Annotated in this window: 10 protein-coding genes and 1 pseudogene; 4 read left to right on the top strand and 7 right to left on the bottom strand. The window is 62.3% G+C overall.

Going from position 1 to position 12,754, the window contains the following annotated elements; genetic code table 11:
* Nucleotides 1-24: 24 nt before the first annotated feature.
* The 5 genes and pseudogenes from bioZ to bioB form a co-directional block, all read right to left on the bottom strand.
* The gene (bioZ, locus tag NKI88_RS27820) at nucleotides 25-1,008 is read right to left on the bottom strand and encodes a 3-oxopimeloyl-[acyl-carrier-protein] synthase BioZ (protein ID WP_352658633.1); all 984 of its coding nucleotides are present in this window, start codon (nucleotides 1,006-1,008) and stop codon (nucleotides 25-27) included.
* Nucleotides 1,005-2,268: pseudogene (locus NKI88_RS27815) on the bottom strand (adenosylmethionine--8-amino-7-oxononanoate transaminase). The gene bioZ and the pseudogene NKI88_RS27815 overlap by 4 nt, the downstream one beginning before the upstream one ends.
* Nucleotides 2,265-2,903: a dethiobiotin synthase gene (bioD, locus tag NKI88_RS27810; RefSeq protein ID WP_352658631.1), complete on the bottom strand. Its 639-nt coding sequence runs from the start codon at nucleotides 2,901-2,903 to the stop codon at nucleotides 2,265-2,267. The pseudogene NKI88_RS27815 and the gene bioD overlap by 4 nt, the downstream one beginning before the upstream one ends.
* Nucleotides 2,900-4,048, bottom strand: a complete 1,149-nt coding sequence (locus NKI88_RS27805; protein ID WP_352658629.1) for an 8-amino-7-oxononanoate synthase — start codon at nucleotides 4,046-4,048, stop codon at nucleotides 2,900-2,902. The genes bioD and NKI88_RS27805 overlap by 4 nt, the downstream gene beginning before the upstream one ends.
* The gene (gene bioB / locus NKI88_RS27800) at nucleotides 4,045-5,049 is read right to left on the bottom strand and encodes a biotin synthase BioB (RefSeq protein WP_352658627.1); all 1,005 of its coding nucleotides are present in this window, start codon (nucleotides 5,047-5,049) and stop codon (nucleotides 4,045-4,047) included. The genes NKI88_RS27805 and bioB overlap by 4 nt, the downstream gene beginning before the upstream one ends.
* Nucleotides 5,050-5,293: 244 nt before the next feature.
* On the opposite strand from bioB, the gene NKI88_RS27795 reads away from it, so the two are divergent.
* Complete coding sequence (locus NKI88_RS27795) at nucleotides 5,294-6,112, top strand: GGDEF domain-containing protein (protein ID WP_352658625.1); 819 nt, start codon at nucleotides 5,294-5,296, stop codon at nucleotides 6,110-6,112.
* Here NKI88_RS27795 and NKI88_RS27790 read toward each other — a convergent pair.
* Nucleotides 6,076-6,699: a hypothetical protein gene (locus tag NKI88_RS27790; RefSeq protein ID WP_352658623.1), complete on the bottom strand. Its 624-nt coding sequence runs from the start codon at nucleotides 6,697-6,699 to the stop codon at nucleotides 6,076-6,078. The two genes, NKI88_RS27795 and NKI88_RS27790, sit on opposite strands and share 37 nt — an antisense overlap.
* 201 nt (nucleotides 6,700-6,900) lie before the next feature.
* Between NKI88_RS27790 and NKI88_RS27785 the strand changes: the two genes are divergently transcribed.
* Complete coding sequence (locus tag NKI88_RS27785; RefSeq protein WP_027038889.1) at nucleotides 6,901-7,113, top strand: cold-shock protein; 213 nt, start codon at nucleotides 6,901-6,903, stop codon at nucleotides 7,111-7,113.
* A 248-nt stretch (nucleotides 7,114-7,361) separates the two neighbouring features.
* Here NKI88_RS27785 and NKI88_RS27780 read toward each other — a convergent pair whose 3' ends face one another.
* The gene (locus NKI88_RS27780; RefSeq protein WP_352658621.1) at nucleotides 7,362-7,826 is read right to left on the bottom strand and encodes a Ros/MucR family transcriptional regulator; all 465 of its coding nucleotides are present in this window, start codon (nucleotides 7,824-7,826) and stop codon (nucleotides 7,362-7,364) included.
* Nucleotides 7,827-9,024: 1,198 nt separating this feature from the next.
* On the opposite strand from NKI88_RS27780, the gene NKI88_RS27775 reads away from it, so the two are divergent.
* Together NKI88_RS27775 and NKI88_RS27770 are read left to right on the top strand one after the other, a co-directional pair.
* Nucleotides 9,025-10,221 carry a DUF932 domain-containing protein gene (locus NKI88_RS27775; RefSeq protein ID WP_352658620.1) on the top strand — a complete coding sequence of 399 codons (1,197 nt, stop codon included), beginning with the start codon at nucleotides 9,025-9,027 and terminating at the stop codon, nucleotides 10,219-10,221.
* A gap of 314 nt (nucleotides 10,222-10,535) precedes the next feature.
* A complete protein-coding gene (locus NKI88_RS27770; protein WP_352658618.1) occupies nucleotides 10,536-12,686 on the top strand; it encodes a ParB/RepB/Spo0J family partition protein in 2,151 nt (716 codons plus the stop codon).
* Nucleotides 12,687-12,754: the final 68 nt, after the last annotated feature.

Genomic DNA, 12,754 nt, shown 5'->3' with positions numbered 1-12,754 from the left:
TGCTGCCCGCCCTCTAGTCTTAGTCTAGACGCCGATCACGAGCGCGCCGCCGGTAAGCCCGGCGCCGGCCGCGGCGAGCAGAAGCCTTTCGCCCGGCGCAAGCGGGTTGGCCTGATGGGAGAGGGACAGCGACAGCGCAATTGTCGCGGCAGAGGAATTGCCGAACTCTGCAATGCTTCTCACCACCTTCTCAGGGCCAATATCGAGTTTGTCGGCCACGGCATCGAGAATGCGGGCGTTGGCCTGGTGTGGAACAAACCGATCCACGGCCTGAGCTGCAACGTTCGCTATTTCCAGCGCCTCGGCCGAACACCTAGCCATCATCTCGACTGCCTTGGCGAACACGGAGCGTCCATCGGCGATCGTCATGCGGGTCTCGGCTATGTCGAAATCTCCCGCGAATGGCCTGCTGCTGCCGCCTGCCGGGATCTGGATCAGGCCATAACCGGACCCGTCGGAATCCAGCGAGGCGCCGAGGACACCGTGATCAGGGTCGGACGAAGGGACCAGCAAAAGCGCGCCTGCGGCGTCGGCGAACAGCACCGCGCTGGCGCGTTCGGCCGGGTTGATGCGGCGGCTCAGAATATTGGCGGCGATGACCAGCGCCGGCTTGCCGTGGGTGCGAACGAAGGCGTCGGCGAAGGTAAGCGCGTAAACGAAACCGGCGCAGGCGCCGGCAAGATCGACCGCGCCGGCATGAGCAAGGCCGAGACGGTGCGCCACCAGCGGCGCGCTTGGCGGCAGCAGATGATCGGGCGTCGATGTTGCCAGCAGCAGCAGGCCGACCGCGGCCCGGTCGATCCCAGCCATATCCAGCGCCATATCTCCCGCATTCCCGGCCAGGCCCGACAAGGTGTCGGAGGGCTCCGCCCAGCGACGCGACCGGATGCCGGTCCGCCTCTCGATCCAGCCGGCCTCCAGGCCAAGCGAGGCCTCGATCTCGGCATTCGGCACGACCCGCGCCGGCGCGTGGTGGCCGAAACCGGTGATTTTCGCGCCTCGGATCATCGGGCTTGCCCGACAAGGTCGGCGGCCTGGTCGATTGCGTCATACAGGCGCCCAAGCTCGCTGGCGCTTACGCAGTAGGGCGGCAGGAGATAAATCACATTGCCGAGCGGGCGTACCAGGAGATCGCGCTCAAGGAAAAAAGCGCGCAGCTTCGGGCCGATTTCAGCCAGGTAGCCGGAGTTGGCGACCGCCAGTTCGAAGGCGGCAATCGTGCCGGTCAGCCGGACATCGGCGAAGCGGGAATCTTCGGCAAAGCGGCGAGCCCCTTCGGCTTGCAGTCGCGTCAGTGTTGTGACGCGCTCGATGACCGGCTCATCGCGCCAGACAGCGATGTTGGCAAGTGCGGCCGCGCAGGCGATCGGATTGGCGGTATAGGAGCTCGAGTGAAAGAAGGTGCGGCTGCGATCCGGCGAATAGTACGCCAGAAAGATGGCGTCGGTCGCGAGCGTGGCGGCAAGCGGGATCGCGCCGCCGGTCAGCCCTTTCGACGTGCACAATATGTCGGGCGCAATGCCAGCCTGCTCGCAGGCAAACAGGGTGCCTGTCCGGCCAGCCGGTCATCACCTCATCGGCGATGAACAGCGTCCCGGAGGCCTCGGCAATACGTTTCAATTCGGCCAGGATGCTTGGCGAATACATCCGCATGCCGCCGGCGCCCAGGACCAGCGGTTCGACGATCAGGGCCGCCGCCTTGCGATCACGGCTGAAGGCCTCGAAGGCGTCGAGGGTTTCCTGCTCGCGGCCCGCGGCAGGGAAGGGGATGGTATCGACGTCAAAGAGCAGGGGATCGTAGGCGGCGTTGAAGACGCCGCGGGCCCCGACGCTCATCGTCCCGATCGTGTCACCGTGATAACTCGATTCCATCACAACGATACGCGAGCGCGGCGCGCCGATGTTGCGGAAATAGCCAAGCGCCATTTTGAGCGCCACTTCGACACTGGTCGAGCCGCTGTCGGAATAGAAGACCCAGTCCAGACCCTTCGGCGCCAGGCCGATGAGCGCGCTCGCCAGTTCCTCGGCTGGCGCGTGGGTGAGACCGGCGAATATGATCTGATCGAGCGTTTCGGCAGTTGAGCGGATTGCCTCGACGATTGCGGGATGGCGATGGCCGTGGGTCACCACCCACCATGAGGATATCGCGTCGAGAATGCGCCTTCCGTCATCCGTCTGCAGGTAGGCGCCTTCCGTCCGAACAACCTTCGGCAGCGCCGGTTCGACGGCGTGCTGGGTAAAGGGATGCCAGACGGCCGAGCGGCTCATGCGCTGGCCTGCTGAAAAGGCACCATGTCGAAATGCGCTGCCATGGCCGACAGGAGAGCGTCGGGCGCCAGCGGATCGAGGAAAGGCAAGCGACCAAGCACACGCACCTTGCCGATCGCAGCGATCGTGCATTCAGTGTCGGGCATAGGGTCACCAATGAACGCTATGCCCAAAAGCGGAATGTCGCGGCGGCGCAGCGCCTCGATCGATAGAAGCGTGTGGTTGATGGTGCCGAGCGCCGTGCGCGCACAAAGCACGACCGGCGCGCGCCAGCGGGCGAACACATCGATGAACAGGAAGTTGCGCGTGAGCGGCACCATGAGACCGCCGGCGGCCTCGATGATCAGCGGACGCGCCATTACGGGCAGAACGAGGCGGTCGGGATCGATCAAAACGCCATCGAGTTCGGCAGCACGATGCGGCGAGAGCGGTCGGACCAGCCGCCAGGCTTCCGGGACGACCCGATCTGGAGGCAGCTCAGCAAGCCTCGCCACCGTCTGGGTATCGGTTTCGCCGTCGAGCCCCGACTGCACCGGTTTCCAGTAGGCGCCATTGAGCAGGCCGGCCAGACCAGCCGCTATAACCGTTTTGCCGATTCCGGTGTCCGTGCCGGTGATGACGAAGGTTTGGCTCATGCCGCCATTCGCTCCCATTCCTCTGACAATGCCTTGATCATCGCAGCGGCGTCAGCCTGCTCGACATTGAGCGTCAGTGAAATCCTGAGCCGAGCCGTGCCCTCGGGCACCGTTGGCGGGCGGATGCCGCGCACATCGAAACCGCGCGCCTGCAGCGCGCTTGCGAGCGCCATGGCGCGGGCGTTGTCGCCGACGATGACCGGCAGGATCTGCGAGCCGCTCGGCGCCACCCCGCAGCAGGCTTTGAGTTCCCGGCCGGCGAAGGCGACGAGTGCTGCTAGCCGCTCGCGGCGCTCGGGTTCGTCATGCAGGACGGCGAGCGCCTCGGTAGCGGCCACCGCTATCAGCGGCGAAGGGGCGGTGGCATAGATGAAAGGCCGGCAACGATTGATGAGGTAGTCGCACAAGACGGTGGATCCGGTGACCAGCGCACCGGAGGCGCCAAGCGCCTTGCCGCAAGTGTGCAACACGACGACATTGTCGCGGCCTTCGAGGTCGTGCGCTAGGCCGCGTCCATCGGGTCCATACACGCCGGTGGCATGCGCCTCGTCGATCAGCAGGAAAGCGTCGTGTCGGTCGCCAAGTGCTGCCAGATCGGCCAGGGGCGCGCGGTCGCCATCCATGGAATAGAGGCTCTCGACCACGATCCAGGGGCGACCCGTGCCGCCCGAACGCCGCCAGGTCAAAATGGCGTCTTCGAAGCCGCCGATGTCATTATGTGGGACCTCCGCCACTGCCGCCCGGCCAGCCCGCGCGCCCTCATGGGCGCTGGCATGGATGAGTGCGTCAAGCACGACGAGATCGCCCTTTTGCGGAAGTGTGGTCAGGACGGCGAAATTGGCGACATAGCCCCCGCTGAAGAAAAGCGCACGTTCGGCGCCGAAGAAACGTGCCGCTTCGGCTTCGAGGGTCTCGTGCTCCGGCGTATTGCCGCGCAACAGGCGAGACCCCGTGGCGCCGACCGGCGTGCCGGCTGCGAGTGCTGCTGCGACGGCTTTGGCCAGGCGCGGCGAGGCTGCGAGTCCCAGATAGTCATTGGAGGCGAAATCGAGACCGGCACGCGGCGACAACGTGCGCAAACGGTTCTTGCGCGCGAGCCCGCTCAGCGTCGTCTCATAGCGGTCGAGCAAGCCCCCTGCGCTCACAAGCCGGAAAGCTCCATTGGTTCAATACCGAGCTTGCGAAAGAGCGCAGTGTCCTTATCCTCACTCGGGTTGTCCGCCGTCAGCAGCATATCGCCGACAAAGACGGAATTGGCGCCGGCAAAGAAGCACAGTGCCTGCATTTCCTCGCTCATTGCCGTGCGGCCGGCCGACAGGCGAACATGGGATTGCGGCATCAGGATACGGGCAAGCGCAATGGTGCGCACGAATTCGATCGGCTCTATTGGCCGCTCATGACCAAGCGGTGTGCCTTCAATCGGGATCAGCATGTTGATCGGGACGCTGTCGGGCGGCTCGGGGAGATTGGCGAGCGTCACCAGCATGTCCACGCGGTCGACCGGTTCCTCGCCCATGCCGACAATGCCGCCGCAGCAGACTTTGATGCCGCTATCGCGAACATTGTCCAATGTTTCGAGCCGGTCGGCGAACGAGCGCGTCGTGATGACTTCGCCGTAATAGCGCTCGGACGTATCGATGTTGTGATTGTAGTAGTCGAGCCCCGCTGTCTTGAGCTGCTGCGCCTGCTCAACATCGAGCATCCCTAATGTCATGCAGGTTTCCATGCCAAGCGCCTTGACGCCTTCGACCATGGCGACCACGACCTCCATATCGCGCGCCTTGGGGCTGCGCCACGCCGCGCCCATGCAATAGCGCGTCGCACCCGCATCGCGCGCCTTGCGGGCTTCCTCGATGACGCGTTCGACCGCCATCAGCTTGGAGGCCTTCAGTCCGGAATTGTGGTGCGCGGACTGGCTGCAATAACCACAATCCTCGGGGCAGCCGCCGGTCTTGATGCTCAGCAGCCGGCTGAGCTGAACGCGGTTGGGATCAAAGTTCGCACGATGGACGCAATGTGCGCGAAACAGCAGTTCGTTGAAGGGAGACTCGTAGAGGGCCCGGGCTTCGGCTTGGCTCCACAGGCGGCGGCTTCTGGCAGCTCCCCTATCTGCGGTCGAACCTTCCGTGGGCGAAACAAGCGTCATGATTTCCCCTATCCGTGAGCAGGCCCGCGCTGTTTACAGCAGGCGGCGGGTTTTTCCAGCCGAAATCTGAAAATCACCGCAGGTCAAAATGTCATTTCCCTCGCAGCCGGCACAATGGGCCCAAGAACCGACCGAGGCGAAGTGTCGGCAGGACGCGGGCGCATTTGCTCGACCTGGCCTTGAGGACCCTGCCGGTTCGGCTCCTCGCCGGTGTGTCCAGAACAATCCTAATGAAGCTGGTAACATGTCATTCAGCCGGACTGTCTATAGCAACAATATGACGCCGCGCAGCAAACGGATTCTGGGCAAATCTACAGTCGTGACGATAATTGCAGTCGTCGCGACTTTCGGGCTGTCGTTCACGGCAAGACTTGGCCTGCAGATGCCGATCGACTGGCTGAGTTGGGTGGAATGCACCGTCATCCCCATCCTGATCGGAATGCCCGTTAGCGCCTTTGTCTTCACCCAGGGGGAAACGATTCAGGAAACATGTGACAAGTTGGAGAAATCATACACAGCCCTGAGAGAGGCGCACGACAGGCTCACCTTCGTAACCAGCCACGACCCGATGACAGGCCTTCTCAGTCGCGGTGAATTTATCGCAAGAATGGACAGAAAGCGTGACGAAGGTGAATGCGACACACTGCTCCTGATCGATCCGGATCACTTCTCCTTGATCAACGACCAACACGGCCATTGCAAAGGTGACGAGGCTTTGGTTCGAATTGCAAAGGCGCTCGTTTATCTGACACGCCCGGGAGACTCGATCGGTCGTCTTGGCGGAGAAGAGTTTGGTGTGTTGTTACGCAGCGCGCGTAAAGAGCAGGCAGCTACCATCGCGGAAAACATACGCCGTCTTGTCGAGGCGGGTCCGATGGCGAAAGGCCAACAGGACGGCGTGAAAGTGACTGTCAGCATCGGCGGCGCGGAAATCTCTCCCGATGCAGATGCTCAAGACGTCCTTCGCACCGCCGGACGATGCCTTTTTGAAGCGAAACAGCGTGGACGAAATCGTGTTTCGTTCGACTATGAATCGGCCAAATTGCGGGCCGTGACGCCATAACCCAGCTTAGGCCCAGCCTGACGCGGGCAGAGTGTTGCCTGATGGGGCCTGCTTTCGGCCTGCCCATCTGCACGACCAGCCCCAGCCAGATCACAAGCCGCACAGCCTTGCGGACCGTTTTTCCAGTAGACGGCATTGTTGGAGCCGTCTCCCAAGTGACACAAAAAGGCCCGCTCCATTGTCTGGAGCAGGCCTTTATGTGCGGTACTCAGAACCTTGCCGCTGCGCGAAAGATAGAAGCGAATGGTAAACACCGACTGAAGGCCAGTGCCGTTTTGATGGCCTTTGGCTAGGTTCCGGCCCTGCCAGCCGACAAATGCTGGCGAGTTGACAGCTTGCTCAATGCAGGCCGAACTCGCGCAATCCCTCCCCTCGCGATAGCGCACAAACCGGCTTTCGCTGCGCTCGCGCGGCCGCGGGAAGTCAACGGTGATGAAGCCGCGCCGCGCCGCCTTTCTCCCAGCACCCTGTCGGCGAGATAGATCACCTAACTCGAGTTCATGGGGAACGATGACCACGGATCGGCAGTCACTCGCTGCTTTCAATCCAGCTCCGCCACGCGGGATGTTCGGTTGATAGCCGCTCATTGGCCGACGTACCCGGCAAACGGCTGCCCAGCAATTGCGCAGGGTCGCGGTGTTGTCTTTAACTGACCGGTCGTGACGCCATCCGAGAATGCCGGGTCTTGCAATTTTTTCTTTGCTGCGTCTAATTCCAATGCCTTGATCTGAACCGGCCTGGCACAACTGCCAGGCCACACTGCAATTGTTACGAAGGAATACGTAGATATGGCGACCGGCACCGTGAAGTGGTTCAACAGCACCAAGGGATTTGGATTCATCCAGCCCGACAATGGTGGTCAGGACGTTTTCGTCCACATTTCCGCTGTCGAACGAGCGGGCCTCTCGACCCTAGCTGATGGGCAGAAGATCAACTACGAGATTGAACAGGACCGCCGGACTGGCAAGTCCTCCGCGGGCAATCTCAGCAAAGCTGGTTGATTTCAGCTGAGCCGGACGGACGCGCAGGCCGGGATGGCCGGCCGACCGTTCGATACGAGCGATAGCACATGGCTAACCTCACCCTTTGGCAACAGATGGCTGCCAAGGGGTGCGAGTTGGCTTAGCAACCCCGGCTTTTGGATGTGCGTTGGCCCGAATACCTGGCCTTGCTCTCTGTCTTGGGTCCGAAAAAACGGATGCGGGAAAGGCGCAGCACACTTACGTCGACGGCGAAGCTCGATCGGCGATCAGGCTGAGACCTTCTTGCGGCTCCGCTTCGTCGGCTCAGGCGCTTCCGGCTCTTTCGGTTTGCGGCCGAGCCCCATCGTCTTGGCCAACGCCGAGCGCGTGGCAGCATAGTTCGGCGCGACCATGGGATAATCCGCCGGCAGACCCCATTTGGCGCGATATTCATCCGGCGTCAGCCCGTGCTGGGTCGACAGATGGCGCTTCAGCGACTTGAATTTCTTGCCGTCCTCAAGGGAGATGATGTAGTCCGGTGTCACCGATTTCTTGATCGGGACTGCAGGCTTGAGAGCCTCCGGCTCTGCTGCGGAGACGCTTCCGGCCGTGCCTTTCAGTGCTGCGTGCACTTGGCCTATCAGGGCAGGGAGATCGCCCACCGGGACCGGATTGTTGGAGACATAGGCTGAGACCACATCAGCGGTGAGCTCGATGAGGGCGTCGATTGTGTTGTCGGCATCTTCTGCCATGAAAACTCTCCGGGGTAGCTTGAAAGATAGTCGGCGAAGTGTTGCTTCATAGTGGTGGTTGTCGGTGGAAGCAATAATTCCCCGACAGACTTTGCGTGCTGCGGTAAACAGCTACATCCTGACTTTGCGCGCGTATTGATCCGGTGGTCAGACCCGGTCCTGATCGAGCGGCCGCTGCTCTCCACTCGATGAGGAGGGGATAATCGTAAACAATTTCCACGCCCCCGCCGGGTACCACAGCACAAATTTGGTTTCGAGGCGGTCCCCCTTAAGCAGGGCGCGGCGTGCAGTGTCTAGTACTGCGCTGGTGGGGTCGCCCGACGACGTCGGTCGCGTATTGTGGAAGATTGACGGTTCTTCGATTGCTTACCGGAAAGGCGGGTCTGCAACGTCGTAGATATCCGATTTGGCCAGTTCATGCACGCGAGATCCTCGGTCTCATCGAGAAGCCGACTCTCCTCCTGACGGTTGTCGAGTCAAGCAGATGAAAGGCGGGTGTTCCCCCCGGCGGCAGGACTCGTTGCTTGCTGGCAGCTGCACAAATCCCGGTCACCACTGCGATGGCTGAAGCTCTGCTCCCCCAGTCACTTTGGAAGCCATCGAGGGCTACGATCAATTTGGACCTCAGTCGCTGCGTAGAATTTTCGCTTCTAACGCCGCTGCAACGAAAGCCCGTCTCGCTGAGGTGTCTGGGCTTCTCCACGCAAAACCTGAAGACATGCATCCATAGCCAGTTTTCGCTTCTTCGTCTGATGAGGGAAACTCCGCAGCAGGATCGAGGCTACGTCGTTCACATCGAATATGACGCGCTCACGGTCATGCCGGCCAACTTGCACCACCACGGGCCGCGCGAACCTGCTCGACATGCAATTACACTCTCAGTTCCGACCATGACACGATTTTCGCGTATCATGACGTTGGGACAATTTATACATTTCTGACTAGGGCCAGAGCAGAACTGGCAGTTGCCCAATCAAGCAGGCCGCTATGTTCCGGCCTTGTTGCGCAAGAAAGCACAGCGGAATTCTGTCGCGTCCGGAACGTGAAGCGGCGGGTGCCAGCCTTGACGCGGCCGCTGTGGCAATGGCGACGCTGCTAGTGGTGCGCGGGTGCCGAGAGAGGAAGAGGGCGGGCGGGTTGCGGTGGCGGATAAAGGTCCGGGAGAGAGTCTCCCGGCGCCCGCCAAGGAGCAACACCAATGACCCAGATGGAAATTCTTGCGCCCAAGCGCAACCAGCGTGCCGGTTACAAGGTCGACCCCAGCCGCGGCCAGCGAATTGGCCGCGTGTCGTCAGAATGGTTCAACCGGCCGGCGGACGAGCGATACCTGTCGCTCAACGACCTTGGAAATGCGGTGAAGAGCCGGTCGGAGCGCAGCAAGACCCGCATCGTCGAAAGTGAGCTGATCCGCGTCGAGGCCAGCCGCGACGATCCGGAGCGCCTGAGGCTAATGCTGCCCGATGCGCCTGCCCCTGTTGCCCCCACGCATTGGAGTTTTGGCCAACTCGCCTCTTTGGTCGGCGCACCGGCCACCTATCTGCGGCAGCTTCCAGCCCCGCTCGCCGCGATTAATCTCCAGCACGGTCTCCTCAACCACCGCGCCGAGCAGGTGAAGACGCTGGAAATCGAGAACGGACGCCTCGAGCTGCGAGCCGTAACCGGTCCGGACTATGGCAGAATATTTGACTCAGAACTGGTCGACGCCGTGCAGAAGATAGCCGGCAACGGTACCGGTGACACGCGCTGGAAGGTGCCGGGAGTCCTCGATTGGTCAACGGGAATCTACAACCCGAACGTCGACATCTCCCGCGACACCACGACGCTCTACGCGTCAGATCGCGATGTCTTTGTCTTCCTCGTCGACGACCTGAACCCGATCGAGGCCGGGCGGCTGCCGAATGGGGAACCGGATCTTTATTTCCGCGGCTTCTACTGCTGGAATTCTGAAGTCGGAGCCCGCACCTTCGGGATTGCCAGCTTCTATCTACGCGCGGTATGCCAGAATCGTAATTTATGGGGCGTCGAAGATTTCGAAGAAATCACCATCCGGCATTCCAAATATGCCGCCTCGCGTTTCGCCTTGGAAGCCGAGCCAGCGCTGATCCAGTTCGCGGAATCGTCGCCCCTGCCATTCGTCAACGGCATCAAGACGGCGCGGCAACGGATCGTTGCCAGAAACGACGAAGATCGCCAGGGCTTCCTGCGCAAGCGCGGCTTCTCCAAGTCCGAGACCACGAAGATCATCGATACTGTTCTCATGGAGGAAGGCAGAGCACCGGAATCGATCTTTGATTTCGTGCAGGGCATCACGCGGGTCGCGCGCGACAAGCCGCATCAGGATGTCCGCCTGGACATAGAGGGCAAAGCCAAGAAGCTTCTCGACTTCGCCGCCTGATCCTGCGCAGGCCGGCAACGAAAACTCTCGTCGCCTCCGGGGCGTCTCCATCAATCCCAGCGCGGTCCTTCGAAGCAAGAGGACGGCGCTTTTTTCGTGGGAGGACGCGGTGACGCCAACATGCTGAAGGCGCCTCGGGCGCGGCTCGGCCGCCTAGATCCGCGAGCCGAAACCAGCAGCGCTTCATGTCGAGCCTGCAAGTCGGGAGGCGGCGCTGGCGTGAGGCCTGGAGGCAGAGGGGGGAGGGGAGGGTTGCTGACGGGCTTGGAGGTTCGGGGAGAGGCCCCGGGCCGCCCGTCATGGAGAACCTGACCATGGCAAAGAACGCCATTCAGAAGATCGCGATGAACGCCGCGGAGAATATTCCCTATGACAAGCTAATGCTGTCGCAGAAGAATGTTCGGCGCATCAAAGACGGCGTGTCGATCGAGCAGCTGGCCGAAGACATCGGGCGGCGAAAGCTGATCCAGAGCCTGAACGTCCGTCCCGTGCTCGACGGCGAGGGCGAGGAGACCGGCATGTTCGAGGTGCCCGCCGGCGGGCGGCGTTATCTGGCGCTCGGCATCCTCATCAAGCAAAAGCGCCTGGCAAAGAACGAGCCAATCCCCTGCATTGTCAACCGCGGGCAGGAAACCTCGGCCGAAGAAGACTCTCTTGCCGAAAACCTGCGTCGCGCCGACCTGCACCCGCTCGACCAGTTTCGGGCCTTCAAGACGCTCAGCGATCAGGGCCTCGATCCCGACGAGATCGGTGCCCGCTTCTTCGTATCGCCTGCGACGGTGAGGCAGCGCCTGCGACTGGCATCGGTGTCACTGAGGCTTCTCGAGCTCTACGAGAAGGACGAAATCCGGCTCGAACAGATCATGGCGTTTTCGATCTCGGACGATCACGCGCGCCAGGAGCAGGTCTGGGAGCGGATTGCCAGCTCGCACATGCAGGAACCCTATTACATCAGGCGCCTGCTGACGGAGACCACGGTCCGGGCCGACGATCGCCGGGCCGTCTATGTCGGCGCCGAAGCCTATGAAGCGGCTGGCGGCGTCATCCTGCGCGACCTGTTCGAGCAGGATGCCGGCGGCTGGTTCCAGGATGCCGCACTTCTCGAGCAGCTTGTCTTCGACAGGCTGAAAATGGATGCCGAGGCAATCCGCGCCGAAGGCTGGAAGTGGGTCGAAGCGGCGATCAGCTTTCCCTATGGTCACACCTCCGGCATGCGGCGCATCTACGCCGAGGCGCAGGAGCTCAGCCCCGAGGAGATCGAACGCTACGACGCGCTGAAGGCCGAATACGACAAACTGGATGCGGACTATGCCCAGGCCGAGGATGCCGACGACGCAATCGAGGCGAAGCTCGACCAGCTGGGTGCCGAGCTCGATGCGATTGATGATCGTCCTCAAAGTTACGATCCCGCCCAGAAGGCCAATGCCGGTGTGTTCGTTACGCTTGCCGCGAACGGCAAGCTCCAGGTCGACGCCGGTTTCGTGCGGTCCGAGGACGAGCCGCGGGCCGAAACCAGCGACGTCGATGAGGGCGAGGACGGGGGCGGCGACGGCGGAACCCGATCCAATGGCGACGACGATGGCGATGGTGTTGTCGTCAACGGCAAGCCGGTGAACGACAGCGCTAGTGACGACGGCGAGGAAGATAGCATCAAGCCCCTCCCTGATCGGCTCCTCTTCGACCTGACCGCGCAGCGGACGCTGGCACTGCGCAACGCGCTCGCCGGTGACGTCGACATCGCTATCGTCGCCGCACTCCATGCCTTCGTCCTGCAGGTCTTTTATCGCTTCGCGCCGGACACGTGCCTGGAGATCAGCCTGAAGAGCGGCAGCTTCAGCCAGGTGGACGGTCTTGCCGAGACATGCTGGGCCAAGGAGATCGCCGAGCGCCACGAAGCGTGGGATCGCGATCTGCCCGATGAGGCGGATGGCCTTTGGGACTTCCTTCTCGGCCTCGATGAAGCAAGCCGCAAGGCGCTGTTCGCGCACTGCGTCTCGCTGACCCTCAATGCGGTGGTCGAACCCTGGAACAGGCGAGCGAAGGCGCTCGAGCATGCAGACGTGCTTGGCCGCTCGCTCCAGTTCGACATGGTCGACGCGGGCTGGACGCCCACGGTCGAGTTCCTCGGGAGGCTCACCAAGGCGCGGATTCTACAGGCTGTCCGTGAAGCGCGTGGCGCAGACTCCGCGCAGCTGATCGACCACATGAAGAAGGACATCATGGCCCGTGAAGCCGCCCGTCTTCTCGAAGGATCGAACTGGCTGCCCGAGCCGCTGCGCCTTGAGGTCGATGAAGGGTCTGCCGATGCTGGCGACGCGGCCGCCGGCGACGTGGCGGAGGAAGCGGCTCTCGACGGCGATGCCGCGGAGCTGCCGGCCTTCCTCGCCGACGATGCGGATCCGTCCTCCGATGAGCCGGTGACCATAGACAGCGACGAGGCGGACCACCTCCAGGCCGCCGAATAACCGACCTCACGCTCGCACAGGGCCCGGCACTCCCGCCGGGCCCTTTCAGTTCCAACTCACTCTCGAGC

Origin of the sequence: Mesorhizobium sp. M0317 (assembly GCF_040321555.1) — a bacterium.
Lineage (GTDB): Bacteria > Pseudomonadota > Alphaproteobacteria > Rhizobiales > Rhizobiaceae > Mesorhizobium.
The sequence above is the reverse complement of the archived record's forward strand: the minus strand, read 5'-3'. Positions and strand labels throughout refer to the sequence as shown.

Excerpts from the sequence above, each read along its gene's own strand:
- bioZ (WP_352658633.1), bottom strand. The coding sequence starts at position 1,008 with ATGATCCGAGGCGCGAAAATCACCGGTTTCGGCCACCACGCGCCGGCG.
- bioB (WP_352658627.1), bottom strand. The coding sequence starts at position 5,049 with ATGACGCTTGTTTCGCCCACGGAAGGTTCGACCGCAGATAGGGGAGCT.
- NKI88_RS27770 (WP_352658618.1), top strand. The coding sequence starts at position 10,536 with ATGGCAAAGAACGCCATTCAGAAGATCGCGATGAACGCCGCGGAGAAT.
- NKI88_RS27775 (WP_352658620.1), top strand. The coding sequence starts at position 9,025 with ATGACCCAGATGGAAATTCTTGCGCCCAAGCGCAACCAGCGTGCCGGT.
- NKI88_RS27785 (WP_027038889.1), top strand. The coding sequence starts at position 6,901 with ATGGCGACCGGCACCGTGAAGTGGTTCAACAGCACCAAGGGATTTGGA.
- NKI88_RS27795 (WP_352658625.1), top strand. The coding sequence starts at position 5,294 with ATGTCATTCAGCCGGACTGTCTATAGCAACAATATGACGCCGCGCAGC.
- bioD (WP_352658631.1), bottom strand. The coding sequence starts at position 2,903 with ATGAGCCAAACCTTCGTCATCACCGGCACGGACACCGGAATCGGCAAA.
- NKI88_RS27790 (WP_352658623.1), bottom strand. The coding sequence starts at position 6,699 with ATGAGCGGCTATCAACCGAACATCCCGCGTGGCGGAGCTGGATTGAAA.
- NKI88_RS27780 (WP_352658621.1), bottom strand. The coding sequence starts at position 7,826 with ATGGCAGAAGATGCCGACAACACAATCGACGCCCTCATCGAGCTCACC.